The organism is Segatella paludivivens DSM 17968 = JCM 13650 (assembly GCF_000373185.1).
Lineage (GTDB): Bacteria > Bacteroidota > Bacteroidia > Bacteroidales > Bacteroidaceae > Prevotella > Prevotella paludivivens.
In genome coordinates, this window is the sequence record NZ_KB890626.1 from 148,266 (window position 1) to 167,625 (window position 19,360).

General features: G+C 37.4%; 18 protein-coding genes. 10 read left to right on the plus strand and 8 right to left on the minus strand.

From position 1 onward, the window contains the following. The first annotated feature begins 1 nt into the window (after position 1). From kdpB to mnmE, 7 genes are all read left to right on the plus strand, one after another. On the plus strand, positions 2–2,044 hold the full coding sequence (gene kdpB / locus B045_RS0100670; RefSeq protein WP_018462337.1) for a potassium-transporting ATPase subunit KdpB: 2,043 nt from the start codon (positions 2–4) through the stop codon (positions 2,042–2,044). Between the two features lie 50 nt (positions 2,045–2,094). Next, positions 2,095–2,682: a potassium-transporting ATPase subunit C gene (locus tag B045_RS0100675; RefSeq protein WP_154650070.1), complete on the plus strand. Its 588-nt coding sequence runs from the start codon at positions 2,095–2,097 to the stop codon at positions 2,680–2,682. Positions 2,683–2,692: 10 nt separating this feature from the next. Continuing rightward, positions 2,693–3,826, plus strand: a complete 1,134-nt coding sequence (locus B045_RS0100680; protein WP_018462339.1) for a hypothetical protein — start codon at positions 2,693–2,695, stop codon at positions 3,824–3,826. Between the two features lie 22 nt (positions 3,827–3,848). After that, positions 3,849–5,327, plus strand: coding sequence for a sensor histidine kinase (locus tag B045_RS0100685; RefSeq protein ID WP_018462340.1), 1,479 nt, complete (start codon positions 3,849–3,851; stop codon positions 5,325–5,327). Positions 5,328–5,455: 128 nt separating this feature from the next. Continuing rightward, complete coding sequence (locus tag B045_RS0100690) at positions 5,456–6,613, plus strand: hypothetical protein (protein WP_025882942.1); 1,158 nt, start codon at positions 5,456–5,458, stop codon at positions 6,611–6,613. Positions 6,614–6,623: 10 nt separating this feature from the next. Continuing rightward, positions 6,624–7,502: a nucleoside phosphorylase gene (locus B045_RS0100695; protein ID WP_018462342.1), complete on the plus strand. Its 879-nt coding sequence runs from the start codon at positions 6,624–6,626 to the stop codon at positions 7,500–7,502. Then, the gene (gene mnmE, locus B045_RS0100700) at positions 7,503–8,876 is read left to right on the plus strand and encodes a tRNA uridine-5-carboxymethylaminomethyl(34) synthesis GTPase MnmE (protein ID WP_018462343.1); all 1,374 of its coding nucleotides are present in this window, start codon (positions 7,503–7,505) and stop codon (positions 8,874–8,876) included. Between the two features lie 148 nt (positions 8,877–9,024). Here mnmE and B045_RS0100705 read toward each other — a convergent pair whose 3' ends face one another. Further along, complete coding sequence (locus B045_RS0100705) at positions 9,025–9,585, minus strand: hypothetical protein (RefSeq protein WP_018462344.1); 561 nt, start codon at positions 9,583–9,585, stop codon at positions 9,025–9,027. Between the two features lie 455 nt (positions 9,586–10,040). Here B045_RS0100705 and B045_RS0100710 point away from each other — a divergent pair, with 455 nt between their 5' ends. After that, complete coding sequence (locus B045_RS0100710; RefSeq protein WP_025882944.1) at positions 10,041–10,268, plus strand: hypothetical protein; 228 nt, start codon at positions 10,041–10,043, stop codon at positions 10,266–10,268. A gap of 13 nt (positions 10,269–10,281) precedes the next feature. Continuing rightward, complete coding sequence (locus B045_RS0100715) at positions 10,282–11,070, plus strand: MBL fold metallo-hydrolase (RefSeq protein WP_025882947.1); 789 nt, start codon at positions 10,282–10,284, stop codon at positions 11,068–11,070. A gap of 80 nt (positions 11,071–11,150) precedes the next feature. On the opposite strand, the gene B045_RS0100720 is transcribed toward B045_RS0100715, so the two are convergent. From B045_RS0100720 to B045_RS0100735, 5 genes are all read right to left on the minus strand, one after another. Next, entirely contained in the window at positions 11,151–11,540 is a 390-nt protein-coding gene (locus B045_RS0100720; RefSeq protein WP_025882949.1) for a (deoxy)nucleoside triphosphate pyrophosphohydrolase, read from the minus strand. A gap of 17 nt (positions 11,541–11,557) precedes the next feature. After that, on the minus strand, positions 11,558–12,121 hold the full coding sequence (locus tag B045_RS15735) for a DNA/RNA helicase domain-containing protein (protein ID WP_202900284.1): 564 nt from the start codon (positions 12,119–12,121) through the stop codon (positions 11,558–11,560). Further along, positions 12,081–13,742 carry a DNA/RNA helicase domain-containing protein gene (locus B045_RS15740; RefSeq protein WP_052328417.1) on the minus strand — a complete coding sequence of 554 codons (1,662 nt, stop codon included), beginning with the start codon at positions 13,740–13,742 and terminating at the stop codon, positions 12,081–12,083. Before B045_RS15740 ends, B045_RS15735 begins: the two co-directional genes overlap by 41 nt. 129 nt (positions 13,743–13,871) lie before the next feature. After that, positions 13,872–16,391, minus strand: a complete 2,520-nt coding sequence (locus B045_RS14070) for a DNA/RNA helicase domain-containing protein (RefSeq protein ID WP_025882951.1) — start codon at positions 16,389–16,391, stop codon at positions 13,872–13,874. Between the two features lie 6 nt (positions 16,392–16,397). Beyond that, positions 16,398–16,730, minus strand: a complete 333-nt coding sequence (locus B045_RS0100735) for a nucleotide pyrophosphohydrolase (RefSeq protein ID WP_025882953.1) — start codon at positions 16,728–16,730, stop codon at positions 16,398–16,400. A 279-nt stretch (positions 16,731–17,009) separates the two neighbouring features. On the opposite strand from B045_RS0100735, the gene B045_RS0100740 reads away from it, so the two are divergent. Further along, complete coding sequence (locus B045_RS0100740; protein WP_018462350.1) at positions 17,010–17,453, plus strand: hypothetical protein; 444 nt, start codon at positions 17,010–17,012, stop codon at positions 17,451–17,453. 239 nt (positions 17,454–17,692) lie between these two features. Here B045_RS0100740 and B045_RS0100750 read toward each other — a convergent pair whose 3' ends face one another. After that, entirely contained in the window at positions 17,693–18,214 is a 522-nt protein-coding gene (locus B045_RS0100750; RefSeq protein ID WP_018462352.1) for a hypothetical protein, read from the minus strand. 332 nt (positions 18,215–18,546) lie between these two features. After that, a complete protein-coding gene (locus tag B045_RS0100755; RefSeq protein WP_018462353.1) occupies positions 18,547–19,299 on the minus strand; it encodes an HNH endonuclease in 753 nt (250 codons plus the stop codon). Positions 19,300–19,360 lie beyond the last annotated feature (61 nt).

Genomic DNA, 19,360 nt, shown 5'->3' on the forward strand with positions numbered 1-19,360 from the left:
TATGAAAGATAAGAATAAGACCTCCCTTTTCAATAAGGAGATGGTAAAAAATAGTGTTTGGCAAGCCATAAAGAAACTTGATCCAAAAACTATGATCAAGAATCCTGTAATGTTTCTTGTTGAAATATGCACTGCTATAATGGCTGTAGTAACAGTTACTTCAGCCATGACAAACGACTCTGTAGTTCTTGGAAATGCAGGATATAATATAGCTGTATTTATAATACTATTCATGACACTGCTGTTCGCCAACTTTGCCGAAGCCATAGCCGAAGCTAGAGGTAAAGCACAAGCTGACAGTCTAAGAAAGACCAGAGAGGAAACACCTGCAAAATTAATTGAAGGTAACACATATAGAACTATAAGCAGCTCTCTGTTAAAACTTGGAGATGAGTTTGTTTGCGAAGCCGGTGACATTATACCTTCTGATGGAGAAATTGTTGAAGGTATGGCTTCAATAGATGAAAGTGCAATAACTGGTGAATCAGCTCCTGTAATACGAGAGTCTGGAGGTGATCGCAGTTCTGTTACAGGTGGAACCATTGTACTCAGTGACCACATACGTGTAAAAGTAACAACACGTCCTGGAGAAAGTTTTCTTGATAAAATGATTGGACTAGTTGAAGGTGCATCAAGACAAAAAACACCTAATGAGATTGCCCTTACAATATTATTATCAACCTTCTCTCTTGTGTTTATAATTGTGTGTATATCACTTGTTCCAATGTCTTGGTACTCTGGCACTACAATAGGTATTGCAGCTATAATATCATTATTTGTATGCCTCATACCAACAACAATCGGAGGTTTACTTTCAGCTATCGGTATTGCTGGAATGGACCGAGCACTGAGAGCAAATGTAATAACAAAATCTGGACGAGCTGTTGAAACGGCTGGTGACATTGACACACTATTACTTGATAAGACCGGCACTATAACTATTGGCAACAGAAGAGCTACGCATTTCTACCCAGTAGAAGGATTCAGTGATAAAGAATTTGGAAATCTTTGCGTCCTCTCATCGGCAAGTGATGATACTCCTGAAGGAAAATCTATTGTTGAATTGGGGCAGAAAATGGGAATAAGCATTGATCAAAAACAAATCATCCATGCCAAGATGATTCCTTTTACTGCAGAAACACGCTGCTCAGGTATTAATCTGCCTGATGGCAATGAAATCCGTAAAGGAGCTTTTGACACAATGAGACAAATAACAGAAAACGCTGGTGGCATTTTCCCAAATACAGCACAGACTGTTATTGAAACTATCACGAAGATGGGTGGTACTCCACTTGTAGTAAGCATAAATAAGAAGATTGCCGGAGTCATAGAATTACAAGACATCATCAAACCGGGCATAAAAGACAGATTTGATAGACTACGCAAAATGGGTGTCAAAACAGTTATGGTTACTGGAGACAATGCTCTCACAGCTGCTTTCATAGCTGAACGTGCTGGCGTTGATGATTTTATTGCCGAAGCTAGACCCGAAGACAAGATGAGATATATTCGCAATGAGCAACAACAAGGTAAACTGGTGGCAATGATGGGCGACGGAACTAATGATGCACCGGCATTGGCTCAAGCTGACGTTGGTGTTGCAATGAACAGCGGAACACAGGCTGCTAAGGAAGCTGGTAATATGGTAGACTTGGATAACGATCCTACAAAACTTATAGAAATAGTGGAAATAGGTAAACAGTTATTAATGACACGAGGCACACTCACCACATTCTCTATAGCTAATGACGTTGCAAAATACTTCGCTATCGTGCCTGCACTGTTCATGGTTGCTATTCCACAATTGTCAACTCTCAATATAATGGGATTACACAGTGCCGAAAGTGCTATTTTATCTGCTGTGATATTTAATGCAATCATTATCCCGTTACTTATTCCTTTAGCATTGCGAGGTGTTAAATATAGACCTATCGGAGCCTCGGCATTACTACGAAGAAATCTATTAGTATATGGATTCGGTGGAATTGTAGCGCCTTTTGTAGGTATTAAGATTATTGATATGATTGTAGGACTTTGTTTATAGGGTAATAATTAATAAATAAGATTATGAAGATCGTTTATATAAAGAGCATCATAAATGGCTTAATAAAATCATTTAGGCTCACAATAGCCTTTTGCCTTTTGCTAGGCATAGGATATGTATTGGTACTTTGGACGTTTTCACGAATAGCCTCACCTAACAATGGCAAAGCTGAAGTTGTATATTCTAAAGCAGAAAATAAAGATCAGTCACATAAAATTGTAGGTGCTGCAAACATTGGACAGGAGTTTCATAGCAACAAATATTTTTGGGGCAGACCTTCAAGTGCAGGAAATGGTTATGATGCATCTTCTTCTGCAGGAAGTAATGCAGGACCATCAAATATTGAGTATCTGAAAAAGGTAGAACAACGACGTGAAATATTTCTTAAAGCTCATCCATACATCAAACATAATGATGTTCCAGCTGAAATGGTTACTGCCAGTGGTTCTGGTCTTGACCCAGATATCTCATTACAAAGTGCCTACTTAGAAATCAGACGAGTTGCCAAGGCACGTGGAATATCTGAAAAATATGTAAAACAAATTGTAGATAAATGTGTACAACACCCTTTGCTCGGTATATTTGGACCTGAGAAGATAAATGTATTAAAGTTGAACATCATGTTAGATAACAAATAGCATTGATATTATGAACGATACTTATTACGATAACGACAAGGCTGCACAACACTTTCTTGACATCATAAGAAAGCAAAGACGTGGAAAGTTAAAAATCTACATCGGCATGATTGCCGGTGTAGGTAAAACTTTTCGCATGCTTAAAGATGCCCATCACATGCAGCAACAAGGAATTGACGTGCAAATAGCATTTGTTGAAACTCACAAAAGACGTGAAACGGAAAATTTGCTCAACGGGCTTACTGTTATACCACGCAGGAAGCTTTTCTATAAAGGAAAGCAACTTGAAGAAATGGATCTTGACAATGTCATAATGCAACATCCCGAGGTCGTTATTGTTGATGAATTGGCTCATACCAATTTACCAGGAAGTAAAAATACAAAACGCTGGCAGGATGTTGAACAGCTGCTAAATGTTGGTATAAATGTTATAACAGCCGTAAATATCCAGCACATTGAAAGCATTAGTGAGGAAGCTGGAAAAATTACAGGTGTAGAGATTCGAGAACTTGTTCCTGATAGTATTCTCAGTGAAGCAGAGGAAATAGTAAATATTGACCTTACTGCCGAAGAACTAAGACAACGGTTATGTGAAGGAAAAATATATGGCAAGGCTAAAGTAGAAACTGCGCTAAATCACTTTTTCAGTACAGAGAATATACTAAAACTACGTTCCCTTGCACTTGGAGAAGTTGCACTTAGAGTTGCTAACAAGGCGCAAAATGATTTATCAAAAACTAATGTAGAATCACATTCTATACTAGCATGCATAAGCAGCAATGCTTTGACGCCACGTCATATCATACGTCGTGCAGCAAGAATTGCAGCCCAGCATAATTCAACATTCTGTACACTCTACGTACGCCGTCCTTCTGAAAGTCCCGACAGAGTGAGCTTAGCATCACAACGACATGTATTAAATCATTTTCAACTTACGATAGAACTTGGTGGAGAAGTAATACAAGCTTCATCCAGTGATGTAATCAAAGAAATAGAAGCATTGTGCATACAACGAAATATAACAACAGTTTGTATTGGACGACCATCTTTTAATATGCCTTCTACAATAATGAAAATAAGGAAATATCGCAAATTTCTACAATTTCTTGCTAAAAAAAGAATAGATTTGATTATACTTGCATAGTAAAACAAAAAAATACAGCATTATGAATATTAAGACAAAACTCACACTTGTAATAGGATTACTTGTGATGATGACATTCGCTCTTGTCGTCGTATCTGTAATAAATGTGCAAATACTCACCGCTACCGACCCAGAAAGTCCGGCAGCAGGTCCTGGTATGGAGCGTGCCCTATTCTGGATAACCATGCTTGGCGCTATATGTATTTTCACTGGTATTGGAATATGGATATCATTCCCCTCTTCTATAGCTCGTCCTATAAAAGAACTATTGAATGCTATTCAAGATATTGCATCTCAGCATTATGAAAGAAGGTTACAATTATATGGTACAAAAGAATTTGACGATGTTTCTCGCAATTTCAACATTATGGCAGAAAGGCTTGCAGCATATCACGCAAGTTCTATTTCTCAGCTTATTGCTGCTAAAAAATATATGGAAACACTCGTCAATAGCATTACAGAACCAATAATAACCCTAGACAATAACAAAAATATCATTTTCATTAATGACGCTGCACTTTCTATACTTAATATTTCACGGGATGATGCTATTGGACATTCAGCAAATCAACTGTCTATAAGTAATGACTTACTCAGACAATTAATAAGAGACTTAGATAAAAAGGAAAGTAATATTGACAATTCCACATCTCTGAATAAGCAGACAAACGAAATACCTCTCAAGATTTATTCTGATGAAAAAGAAAGTTATTTCCAAGTTAAGTATATCACAATAGTAAATAAAAAAGGCCATAACGAAAAAGATGAAAGGAGTCACATGATTATGCTTAAGAACGTGACCGAATTTAAGGAACGTGATTCTGCAAAGACCACTTTTATTTCTACTATATCACATGAACTAAAGACTCCTATCGCTGCCATTATGATGAGTCTAAAATTACTTGAGGACTCACGCATTGGAATACTAAACAACGAACAGGCTGAGCTAACTGATGATATCAAACAGAATAGTGAAAGATTGCTTAGCATCACCAGCGAACTGCTAAACATGACTCAAGTTGAGTCTGGTAAATTGCAACTGAAACCACGCATAACACGACCTATTGAATTAATCGATTATGCTATAAAAGCAAATAGAGTTCAAGCAGAGAAATTCAATATCTCTATAGAAGTTGAATACCCCAAAGATAATAACATATCAAAATTGTTTGTTGACAGCGAGAAAATAGCATGGGTAGTGACGAATCTATTGTCGAACGCAATACGCTACTCTCAAGAAAATGCACGCGTAATAATAGGTGCGCTGCAACAAGACAACTCCCACGTACAAATATATGTAAGTGACTTTGGAAAAGGTATTGATCCGAGATATCACCAAAGTATATTCGATCATTATTTTCGCGTTCCGGGTACAAAGGTACAAGGAAGTGGACTTGGACTTTCTATCTCAAAAGATTTCGTAGAAGCACATGGAGGCACTCTCACCGTTGATAGTCAAATAGGCAGCGGTAGTACTTTCACTGTAACACTTGAGGTATAACATCATTTGTAGGAATAGACAATTCAAACAACAATTTATACAATTATTATGGCGTTTTGAAATTTATTTTGTAATTTTGTAAGTGTGAAGGATAAAGACTTCTCTTATATTATAAAGGAATAAACAAAATGCAAAGTAAAGCAAAATATCTTTTAGCAGCGTCAATGCTAGCCACATTAACTGTAAATGCGCAAACAGCAAAGCGTGTTGTCAAGGCTAAAGCTGCCATAAGCATCACATCTGATAAGAAAGTAATAAATCTTGATTTGATGAAACAGTTGATGCCTGCTACAGCCAAGATTATGTTTATTGACAGCACCGTAGTAAGTAAAAACGATTTTTTAAGCCACATTCCACTAAACAAAGAATCTGGCAGATTAGAATACTCAAATAAATTCTTCGATAAGAAAACAAGTAATAACAATACTGTTTACATCAACGGATTTGGCAACAGAGCCATTTTCGCTGATGGCGATTCATTGCAGACGAATATCTGCACAATAGATAAGATTGGCGATAAATGGTCGACTCCAACGAGCATAAACTCTATCGACAAGAATTATGATATGCCGCTATATCCATTTTTACAAAGTGACGGAGTTACATTATTCTTCGCTGCTAAAGGTAAAAACAGTATTGGAGGATACGATATCTTCCTAACAAGATATAACAGCAATAACAATTCGTTCTTTCCTCCTGAAAATTACGGACTTCCTTTCAACTCTACAGCCAACGACTATCTGCTTGCTATAGACGACTTCGACCAATTGGGATGGCTAGTTACAGACCGTAACCAACCAGAAGGAAAAGTCTGTATTTACACTTTTGTACCTACAAAAGAAAGACTTAACTTCACAGGTGATAATCTTAACGAGAAGCAGTTAAATAGAATGGCTACAATACATTCTATATCAGAGACATGGAAGTTTGGCGACCGCAATGTAGCCTTAGCCAGACTGAAAGCCATGATTAACCGTAATAATGCTACAGCAAAAAATAATGGAGATATAAACTTTGTTATAAACGACAACACAACATATCACAGTATTTCTGAATTCTCACCTAGCAACAGACAGAAATATAGCAAACTTATACAAATGATTTCTGAACAGGAACAAGATGCGCATCAATTGGATTTAATGCGTGATAAATATGCGATATCAAATGTTAACACCAAAAAGTCATTATACGATAAGATTATCAAGGCAGAAAAGTCTAATGAACAGCTATGTGATGAGATATCAAAACTTGAAAAAGAAATAAGAAATAACGAAAACATCAAATAATTTATTAACTATGGATGAGAAAAAATATTTTGCAGAATCAGAACTGATTCTCAATGAAGACGGTAGTGTCTTTCACTTGCACCTTAAACCAGAACAGCTTGCTGATAAAGTAATCCTAGTTGGTGATCCTGGACGCGTAAGCCTCGTTGCATCACACTTTGAAGAGCAGGAATGTGAGGTTCAAAGTCGTGAATTTCACTCTATAACAGGTACATATAAGGGAAAACGCATAACAGTACAAAGCACAGGTATAGGATGTGACAATATAGACATTGTTTTAAACGAAATGGACGCCTTGGCAAACATCGACTTCAAAACACGTCACGAAAAGCCTGAACATCGTACGCTAACATTTGTACGTATTGGTACTTGTGGAGGTCTTCAGGAGAACACTCCTACAGGAACATATATTGCAAGTGTAAAAAGTATTGGATTTGACGGATTGCTCAACTTCTATGCAGGACGTAATGAAGTTTGCGATCTCAAACTTGAAGAAGCATTCAAGAAACACATGGATTGGAATCCTTTACTGTGTGCACCTTACGTAATTGATGCTGACAACGAACTACTTGATCGTGTTGCTGGTACAGACATGGTAAGAGGTGTAACGATCGCATGCGGTGGCTTCTTCGGTCCACAGGGCAGAGAGTTACGCATTCCTTTAGCAGATCCTGATCAGAATGAGATGGTTGAAAGCTTTGAATACAATGGTTTGAACATCACAAACTTCGAAATGGAAAGTTCTGCTGTTGCTGGTCTTTCTGCATTGATGGGACATAAAGCACTTACATGCTGTATGGTCATAGCCAACCGTCGCGCTAAACAAGCAAACACCGGCTATAAGAATACCATTGATGGATTAATAAAACTTGTACTTGAAAGAATTTAAATGAATAACGACAATATCTGTGCACTGGCTACACCTACCGGAGGTGCAATCGGAATAGTAAGAGTATCAGGACCTGAAGCAATTAGTATCACCAATAGTATATTCAGCAAGGATATATCTTTGGTTAAACCAAATACAGTACACTATGGTGAGATCATTGATAAAGAAGGTTCAACTATTGATGATGTACTAGTTTCTGTATATCGTGCTCCTCATAGTTATACTGGTGAAGACAGTGCAGAGATATCTTGTCATGGTTCAGCCTACATACTCAATAAGGTGGTTCACACTCTCATTGATGCAGGCTGTCGTCAGGCAGAACCTGGCGAATATACAAAGCGTGCCTATCTAAATGGTAAGATGGACCTTAGTCAGGCTGAGGCTGTTGCTGATCTTGTTTCTGCAACCAACCGTGCGTCCCATAAGATGGCGCTCAGTCAGCTCAAGGGACATTTCAGTAGTGAGTTGTCTATCCTTAGAGACCAGTTGCTGAAGATAACATCATTATTGGAACTTGAGCTTGATTTCTCTGATCATGAGGAGTTAGAGTTTGCTGATCGTAGCGAACTAATGCAACTTGCCAAGAAGATTCATGAGCGAATAACGTCATTAGCAAAATCATTTGAAACTGGTAATGCGTTGAAAGAAGGAATTCCTGTAGCAATTATCGGTAAAACAAATGTCGGCAAGAGTACCCTACTCAATCAACTTCTTCACGAAGACAAAGCTATCGTTAGTGATATCCACGGAACAACTCGTGATGTCATCGAAGATACAACTGAGATAAACGGAATCACATTCCGGTTTATCGATACTGCTGGAATTCGTCAGACAGAAGATAAGGTTGAGCAGCTTGGAATAGAACGTACATTCAAGAAGATAGACGAAGCCACCTTAATTTTATGGCTAATAGACGCTATCCCATCTTTAGAAGAAATAAAGAATATTCAGGAACGTTGCGCTGATAAGAAACTGATAATTGTTATTAACAAAATTGATAGCAACGATTCTTCTGCTAACAATATCATCAACCAACTTACAACAGCTACACCAACCTTGCAACATTTGGAAATATCGGCAAAGTTGGGTACAAACATATCACAGTTGGAGCAAGCCCTATACACAGCAGCCAACATACCAGAGATTAACGAGAATTCTGTAATCGTAACTAGTGCCCGCCATTATGAGGCTCTGACACATGCCAACGAAAGCATAACTCGTGTAATAGATGCAATGGAAGCTGATTTAAGCGGTGACCTAATTAGCGAAGACCTGCGTATATGTCTTGAACAGTTGTCTGAAATCACTGGTGGACAAATCACTCCAAATGAGGTTTTAGGCAACATCTTCCAGCACTTCTGCATTGGAAAGTAAATAAATGTGAGTTTGTTAAATTGTTAATTGATGAGAAGATGATTTAATTTGAGACCGTTTCTTTTTTTAATAGGAAATTATATAATCGTGTGGAACAATATTATACCATTTTATCATAGGTCGTGTTCTTGCATTAAGACTAATCCAATTATACTTCATCTTCTTCCCATTGCATTTTTGTGAATACTTGTTGCAGTTCTGTTACCTGCATATCAATTGAAGTGGCTTTTCGAAGATGAGCAACTTGAAGAATGAAATCATCATTTATCCCCTCCATTGTGAAACCATCTTTGGTCTGAAGCAAACGCTTCAAATACTTTCTTCTATCTGCCAGCATCCGATTAAGTTCAATATCGGTCAGATTCTTGATAATATCATATTTATCATACAACTTTGTACGAGGATGCTTCTTCAAAATAGCATTAATGAATGCAACATACAACAAAACGTCGGCTTCAACTGCCCATGGAGAGAGCCATAGGTTCATAGCGTTTACTGTAGAATTATAAACTACATATACACCTGTTGCCGATTCGTTATACTTAAACACAATACTTGCATCTTCTCCTTCGTCACATTCTACAAAATATTCGTCATATAGAACATCCTCAGGATTATCAGGCTCTCCATTTGGATATAGATAATCTATAGCCTTGTAAATTTTGAAACTCTTTGGGAGCCCAATGATGGTTAATTCATCATATTTCATTGTTTTATCAATTAATTATTAGTTAAAGAATTAGATAATATTTTACCCCAAACTCAGTACATTCTTTCAGATATTCGATTATGGTTTTCTCTACCTACCTATCCATTCATCAACTACTCCATTTTTTTGGGGAAGCACATATAGTACTTTATTGAAGTATAACATCGCAAAAATAAACTATTAATTTGAATCAAACAAGTATTCTTTAGTAACTTTTGATTCTCAGACGATTATTTTACGTTTTTACCTTAGCAAAGTATATTTTCTCTTACGCATCACTTACCATATGATTTTATTTTGTACCTTTGTTTCCAATGAAAAGAACTAGTACAGTTCTACTTAGCAAACAAGTAATAGGAACGCAAAATAAAGTTTAATCTACAATTGTCTTTTAGCGTTGATAATCAAATGATAGCTAAAAGTTAACATATAATATTAAGCCCTTAAAATAAATGATTTCAATAGATACAACCAACATGTGCTCACACTTGCAGAAGAAGCTATTTGAAGAAGATGGCGTTTACCATCATATTTGGATAGCTATGCAGGATGATAACGAGCTTACTGCAGTTGTTCGCTCACGCCAACTGCATATATACCGTAATGGCAAGAAAGTGCTGGTGTTGGCTGGCAAAGCTACGCCCAAGATTATCAGAGAAGATAGAATCTGTGAAATGATTTAAGATGTATCTAGCAATGAAACTGACATATATATATCATAGTGGTTTTGCAATTGAGACAGAAAGTTGTGTGCTCATCTTTGATTGCTGGATGGACCCAGCAGGAGTCATTCCAAGAATACTATCCACTACTAATAAGCCCATTTATGTATTTGCGAGTCATTTCCACGAAGACCATTTCACTAAGGATATTCTGAAGTGGAGAACTGATAACCCTACTCTTTCTATCACCTACATTCTTTCTAAGGATATTATGAAACGCCGAAGAGCTGACAAGGAAGATGCTGACGTATGGATGGCAAAAGGTTCTGTATGGAGTAACGATATTATAAATGTCTATGCCACAGGTAGTAATGATAGTGGCGTTTCATGGATAGTTGACGTAAAGGATGCTAAAAATCAAGCTACAATTAAACGCTTTTTCCATGCTGGAGATTTAAATAATTGGTATGCCCGCTTTCTTACTGATGACTACAATGGAGGCACTATTGATAGTGAAGCATTTGGTGTTATTGATCCGATAAAAGATGAGAAACAATTCCTAGGAGAGTTGAAAGACATCAAAAAGATAACGGACTCATTCGATGTTGTTATGTTCCCCGTAGATGGTCGTATTGGTAACGGATATACTCGTGGAGCCAGACAATTCATAGAGCAATTCAAAGTTGGATTGTTTATACCAATGCATTTCGTTGTTAGTGGTTTTAAGAGTGCATGGCGCATGAAAGAGTTTACCGACGAATACAACATTCCTTTTTGGAGCATTGAGAGAGATGGTCAGCCGATTAACATAGAGAAGGAATAAACTGTATTACTTGACATATTGTTGTAAGCCCCCCTTAAATCAGATGTCAGTTTCTTTGCATGTTAGGGTGGTGAAAAAACTTATCCTATCAATTCCTTAACACGCTCATAGATTGCATCATCGGCAGGGAGCCATTGGATAGTATTCCATTCCGATAGACTTATCCATCGGGCAGCTTCATGTTCAAGAAGAGTAAGATTGCCTTTGGTTACTTCACACAAATAACAATGCATAATGAGGTGGAAGTTTGGATAATCAATTTCTACAGTTTGAATGAAATCACGAATCTTTATTTTCGTGTTCAACTCCTCTAGAATCTCTCGATGAAGTGCATCCAGAGTACTTTCACCTACTTCAATTTTTCCACCCGGAAACTCCCACCAATCTTTAAACTCACCATAACCTCTTTGCGTTACAAAGATCTTATCTCCACTGCAGATTACTGCAGCAACAACTTCTATCTTTTTCATAACCTCCATTTTCGGTGTTATAGCTCATTGATACCTAAACTTTTCAAATAGTTATAAGTACCATCATAAAACTCAGGTAAGCGAGTTTGGTCTTCTGGAAATCCTTCTGCATTCAGACGACTATTTCCTTCTGGTACACAAATTACAAACCCCTGACGAGCACGAGTAAGCAACACTCGATATGCATTCAACATATACTTCTTACTCTCCTCATTTTTCTCAGGATTCCACTTTACCTTACCATTAAACTTGTAATATCCCCAACCATTATCCTCATAACGCATATCTGCATCCCAGAGGACACAAGCATAATCAAGTTCCAATCCCTGAACTTGAATCTCTGTCGCTGCATCCTCTAGATAATTAGAAGAGCGAATATCTGTCTTGTCTTCTAAAAACCAGTGAACAGCATTCTCGTCTCCTTGTCCCAAAACATGTACAGCTTGAGGTTTAAACCGAGCGGCAACTTTTGTAACAAGAACACCTGTTTGTTGAGAACCTCTTGCATTCTTGCGCAACCAAGCACGAGCCTTATTTATATCACGCGTCAAAAACACAGGATACCCCCTTTTGGTCAACATCTTTATATAGCAAAGGGGCATCATTACTAAAAGTCAACAAGGAATGAACAAAGGCTGACAATGTTTCTGCTCTGAACGAGCGCAAACTCACAGCCAAATGCAAACTATCAGAATATGTAACCCTTTTATTTCCTAGCAAAAGTTCGTTTACTTTTCCTTCTGCATATTCTATTGCATTTAGCTTATTTGATATATAAACATTCCAATGCTTATAATCTGTATTCAAGGCTTCTATCCATTCAGAAATACCAGCTTCACCTGTATTAATCTCCTGACCTCCACCAACAAGACAAACTATTACGGCCCAATCTTCACGTTGATCCAACGACCATATTAAGAACGAGGCCTCTGAAACAGGAAAATTTGGAACCTTGAGCTTATTTCCATAAGTACCACCGCGCTTCAAATAATCTGCCAGTCGCTTATGAGTCCACGAGCGTTGAGCTTCGTCAAAAATAGCGACATGTTCTACCTCACCATATCCCGTTTCACCCATCTTAATAGCCTTATCAGGATCAATTTCCAACTTTCCATTTTCAACAGGATTCTTTATTTTAGCAAGCATATTATCACGATAGCGGTGAATAATCTGCAAGAATTCACCAACCTCTCTACGGCTATCAGACAAATTCTTTTTCTCACCCCTTTCGTTACATTTCTTCTTATTGTCAATAGCAAGAGCTTCGGTCAACACAGCAACTAAAGGACCATTACCTGACAAATATACAGCACCATTCTCTCTATCCTTCTCACCATCCTTATACGATTGTTTGATTGCAACATCCAAGCCTACAAGAGTTTTTCCTGCTCCAGGTACGCCAGTCACGAAACAAATGCTTTTTTCTCGCTTTTCTTTACTTTCTTTGATAACGTTCAAAATATAATCAATGGTTTGATCTGTTGAAACATCATCAGCCTCATGGCGCGTTATATCTTCTACAGAGTGATTTTCATATAACGTTCGAGCAGCTTCTACGATTGTAGGAGTTGGCTTGTATGGACTTATCAACCAATCTTTTGCCCAATCCACTTTATCTGGCGAGGCATTTTCATTCCTTATAACACTTTCAATCAAAGATGGCAAACTATCTATACCTGTCACCAATGGATTATAGATTCTATCATCATAAACCGATTGTTGCAATACCTCTGTAGTTTTATTATAAGTAGTAGGAATTAGAATAGGCACAATAACCCTATCTTTACTATAATAATGAAAGTTCTTCAAATCTAAAGCATAATCAAGCACCTGCTCCACATCTGCCTGCAAAGCAATATTCTTACCCACTTTAAATTCCAAACAAAAGATTATGCCTCTTAGCATCAGAACAACATCAATACGCTTTCCCAAACGAGGAATATCATATTCAAAGGCTATGTGTGCATTCTCGCTTTTCCAAGCCAAAAGAGCGTTTTGTAGAATAACAATTTCGTGTTCCCATGCCTCATTGGTATTAGTTAGATCTACACCATGATAAGCCTTGACTATGCGTCCAAAAACTTCATCACCGTTAGCATTAAGGAAATCATCCAATGATGAATCGTACAAACATCTAGGGTGCTTCGTTGCATTTCCATTGTTTGCTTCAAAAGTATTATTTTGGTTTATTATATTATTCACACCATTAAATTTATATCTAACCGCAAAGATACAAAAATCCCCTGGGACTACCAGGGGAAATATTATTTAAATAAAATAAGATAAGGATTATTAGGATTGCCCTAGTACTTCTCAAGCCTCCTTATCTTTTTATGATTCTTCAAGCTTGGCAACAAACTCACCAACAATGCGGAAGTCATCACTATCTTCAACGCTAATTCGTATTGGTGTATATTCAGGATTACGTGGCATAAGAAGAATTTCATCATGCTCCCATGTACCGTCAGGATTATAATGCTTCACACTTTGATACTCCTTTATTGAATATGCACCTTGGTTCTCTGAATCATAAAAACTATGATGCTGTGCAAGTACAACCATTCCCTGACGTGAACCACCAGTGTAAGTTCTGAACACACAATATTCACCATCATGGATAAATGGCTCCATTGAGTGACCTACAGCCTTCACGACATACATATTTAGATTCAAACGCCCTACTCCTTCAGCTTTTACCCATCCCTGTATTTCCACAGGTTCGCCATCACCAAAGCGACCACAAGCGGCTCGAATTGAATATAATGGAAGATATTCTGTATATTGTTTTTCTGGCTCTACTTCTGCAACAATTAACTCCTTTTCTTCATAAATTTCCTCAGCAGCAATCATTGGCTCTTCAGTATGCTCTGGAAGTAGTTCTGCAGCTTTTATTTCAAATGTAGGCATTTCGTCTATAAGCGACTTAAGATGTCTACTCAATGCAGGGTCACAGCAATAAACATAACATCCTTTCATACCTCTTGACATCAGTACACGATAAATATTGCGTACATAGTCATCAAATGTCATCGTTGATCCTTGTCGATTTTGGCGCAACACACGATCTTGACATGCCGATTTGTCTGTGAATATTTGCTTAGTTATTTCGTTATAACGGAAATCGTCTCCTATAATGACACCAACGTAGTCAAATTCAAAACCTTGAGCAGTATAGATACATCCCACCTGTTTAATGCCTTCAGGTTTATAAGCCCATTCATACCACCGCACATACCCCTTAGGTATAGAAGTTATTTTTTCATGAGTTTCCCAAGGCATCGCAAAGTCACCAATTTGCACATCCGAGACCAACTTTCCATCAACTAGATGATTCGTCCAAGGCCAACAAAATCCAGCTGTAAGACGAGCCGTAACTCCTTGTTCGGCATTTTTAACGCAAAGAGCATCGTACATTTTCTGTGGATCATCAAATACTTGAAAATCATATTCTGTCTTATCAAATACTGATTTAATCTCTTGATTATACAAAACTTGCTCAATCCAGTTTAAATAATTGTCAGAACCATTACAACGGAATTGAGAAACGAGTTCTACTTCATCAACCTTTGCATTCCACCGTGCAGCACATTCACGTATAAGTTCAGAAGAACCAATTTCCACACCACGAATAGCTTGACGATCGTCTATGAAAAACACAGATACTTTTGCTGAACGAACTAGCGTATCAATCTGCGACAAGTCAGTTCTTGCAACCGCCTTTGTAAATTGAGTGTTTGCGCTTTTCAGAATACGATGCGCTTCGTCAACAAAAAGAACATCAATACTATTCTCTTCAGTGCTGTAAGGAATAAAGCTCCCTACATTTGAGAAAAGCACTCTACTATTAGGCTTCAGCTGCGTACGCACACCTTCGAGTAAAGGTTTAGACTTTGTAGCATAATGTACATTGAGGTTCGACTTAGCCATTTCGGCAATCAGATGCAATGCTATCACCGTCTTGCCCGTACCAGGACCTCCTTTCACCAAGATAACACTCTTCTGATTCTTATTTTTACTAAGCAATTTTATCTTATCACGAATGATATTTCGCGCAACAATCTGGTCCTCTATCAATGAAAAAGCTGAAGGATCAGCATTTTCAATCATTGTAGAAACCTCTTCAAGCAGCTTCTTCGATGGGCGAATAGGACTCGACATCATCTTATTAAAAACAGACAAACCTTGTCCGTTGCCTAACAGTCGATATAAATCCTTCGCTAATGCCTCTACATCATCAGCAGCATATGTTGGAAATTCATTCAACAAGGGCTTGTATTTATCATCAAACAGCAGAGTTGAGAGTGTTGAATCACGGAAATAGTTATAGCAATATGCCATACCAGTTAGCGATACCTCATGGCTACTAACTGTTTCTACAAAGTTAGTCAAATAACCTTGATAGCCTTTAACCTGCTGCGAAGGATGAGGTACTATACGATAAGCACCACCTGTAAATGCATTCACAGTATAAGTTGGCTCTTCGTCGCTTGTCATGAAGTTTCCCTCAGTATCACTTTCTTTAACGCCTGTATTGCTCCATTGCTTTAGTTCTATGTGAACAACATTTTTCTTATTGTCCTTATCTTGACCATAAAGCACACAATCAATACGTTTGCGACTATAAGGAATAAAGTATTCAAAAGTTACATAAGTATCATTAACTTCTGACAGCTCAATAAGATCCTTGACGTGTCGAACATTATTATTCCATGAGTTTAGCTCAGGCTTACCTGGTGAAAGGTTAATTTTGGCAGAAGATTCCACCATTTTTCCTACCACCTTGTTGAGCATTACATCCTTAAAGAACTGGGATTGCGGTGCGCTGTATATGATTCTTGAGTTAAACTCCATCTTGTTTTATAGTTCGTTGTATTTCTTGGCATTACCTTTAGCCTTTTCTACTGGGTATTTCTCTGCATTGCGTGCTATCTTGCTAAGGCAAATGTCCCTAACATCAAGATTGTATTTATCGGCTATCATGAAGGCGTAGTTAAATATGTCGGCAAGTTCTTCCCTCACCTTCTCTATCTTTGCATCCTTAGCTGTTTTCCAGAGATACGCCTCACTCAATTCGGCAGCTTCTATAGAAAGAGCTATCGCCAAGTCTTTCGCATTATGAAATTGCTCCCAATCACGATCATCATTAAATTTGCGGAGGGTTTCTATTATTTCCTGTATATCGCTTGTCATTTTGTGCTTCGTGTTAATTAAACTATGTGTAATATTAAGCACAAAGATAATACTATTTGACAGAAAATACAAATTTGGATGCTCTATTTTATAAGAAAGAAATAGCATCAAGAAGAATTATCAAACGATGAATACGTATGGATTTCCCTCAAACCAATAGGGAAAACTGATTCATCCTTTAGGATTTATCCTTTTGAAATGCTTGTCTTTCACAGTATCTTTGCATCATAACAAAGAAATATTAACCGCTCGAAAGAGCATTAAAGAAAGGAATAAGTTATGAAAAAGATGATGGCAACACTCGCAATCTTAATTGCAGCAAGCACTATTACAGCAAACGCTTCTTCAAAGCATGATGATAATAATGGTCGTCACAATAATGACAATGTTGCAATGATGAATAATGACTATGATCGTCATAACGATGGTGACAGAGTTTATAACGGTGGCAGACACCACAGAGGCGACAAAGTGGTGATCATCAATAATTATGGTAGACGTGACAGAGATTGCTACATGGTACGCCATGAGCCGCCCCGTGCAAGGTTTGCACATCACGCACATCCATTCATCGGCTATCGCATCAGCGAAATGCCACGTGGAGCACGCAGAGTCTATCGCGATCATCACACATACTATGTTTATGAAGGATATGAATTTAACCCAGTCGTTACCGCTGCAGGTATCATCTTCGAGGCAATGGCTGTTGCTTCAACTCGATAAAAAGCACGCTAACTTACAAAACACAACATATAAAGTCTACCTCCCGGCATTTCATCATTGAATTGTCGGGAGTCTGCTTTGTATAACTTTTGATATTCTATCATCATCTTTGCAACAAGATGAATAGTAACTACGTTCTCCCACTTCTGTCTCTCATCATGTATAGGAATGAATGGTTGCAATCAATGCTCTATGATATCAATACTGAACAGTAAAGATATAACCTATTTTTCCCTTCTCTAGAAATCGTATTCCATATAAATACTTTCTCCATCTGTCAGCCAACTATCGGAAGCCACATCATACACTTTACATTCACCAACAAGTGGGATATCTAAGCGGAATATCACAGGACCATTGAGAGAGTATAAATGCGCAAACCATCTAACATCGCCCAACACAACAGGTAGATAATGGTATTTAAGATGATATATTAAGTCGTCAAAATCCTCGACTTTCAGCGTAGTATCACACTGAGGGCTATCACCTGCACATACCTCATTACGTTCAAGAAATACAGTTATGCGAGGTTTTATCTGTACTGGAGCAGTTTGATATTTAATGTTTGGTTTTCTTTTCCGCTCATGTATCGTATCATAGACTAAAATACTCAATGGTATGGTTCCACCAACAATCCCCCATGAAAAAATAAGAGCTTTATCAGAAGGAAGAAGGTCATAAAAAACATAAGAGCATATTCCGATGACGATCAGACAGATACATATTGCTATGATTTTTTGTTTTTTAGAGGCTTGTGCCATATGTTCTGTATTTGATTAATCGAACGTAAGTTAGATTAATTATATGTGTAAAATAAATTTACGACTGGTGAAAATTAGCTTGTATATATTGAATCGTTGCCTGAGCATAGGTGGGCAAATAACTCAGAATAAGGTCTTAGGTAACATCTTCGTACATTTCTATATTAGAACATAGTGCCATTTAAGACTATTACAAAAAATTCCATGCCATATTTGTACAAGTGTTTTTATTAGTCACACTTGATACAAATCGTCTGCGGTTATTTGTATATGGATTTCTCATACAATGAAAGTACATCCGCCTATAGTATGCGGTTAATTAATTTATATTTCTACTTAGAATTAAACCTTTGCATAAAGATATCCACATCCAATATATTATTGATTTCAAAGATTCTTTCGTTACCATTCACATTTATTAAATAATTGCTTGCAGCTTTTTGGAGATAAGCATATCCCCTTGACATGAAGGCAATCGGAAATACTTCTAAAAAGAAGATATGGCCTGCCATCCAAAATTCATACATGCCACTTTCCAACATTTTTTCTGTTATATCATTCCCCATTGGTATCTTTAGCATCTCATCTTCTTGTGGTACCAACAGTATATTATTGAAAGCATAGAACACATGCAAATCACCAATGTCATAACGAGCAAATTTACGAACTACGTCAAACATTGGATGATTACCATTACCTGTTTCTTTATGGTATTTCTGAAGAAAAACCTCATAAAGTCCACGCTTAAATTGTCGTGTTACAGAATCACTTCTGAAATTTGATCGTATCTTAATCGTGTGCTTACTATGATGATAACTAAAAAATATAGAACTGAAACTTTTATAAGTATTTGCATTAAGATTATGGCCAAGTTTTATAAAGGCTTGGAACACCTCTTTGAACGCCAGATCAACAGCAGGCTTTCCTTGTTTAGCTGCACCAAATGCATGATTACATTCGTCACAGATATCAAATCCGATTTCTCTTCCACCGAGTTTTCTTGGTACAATGTGAGGTTGATTATCAAATGTTACTTCAGGAGTCCCCATCCCACACCATATACATTTTCCAGTTTTTATATACATACGTTATTATTTTCTTTCATAGCTCAATACAAATTGAAAAGAACCAATACGAAATTAATGC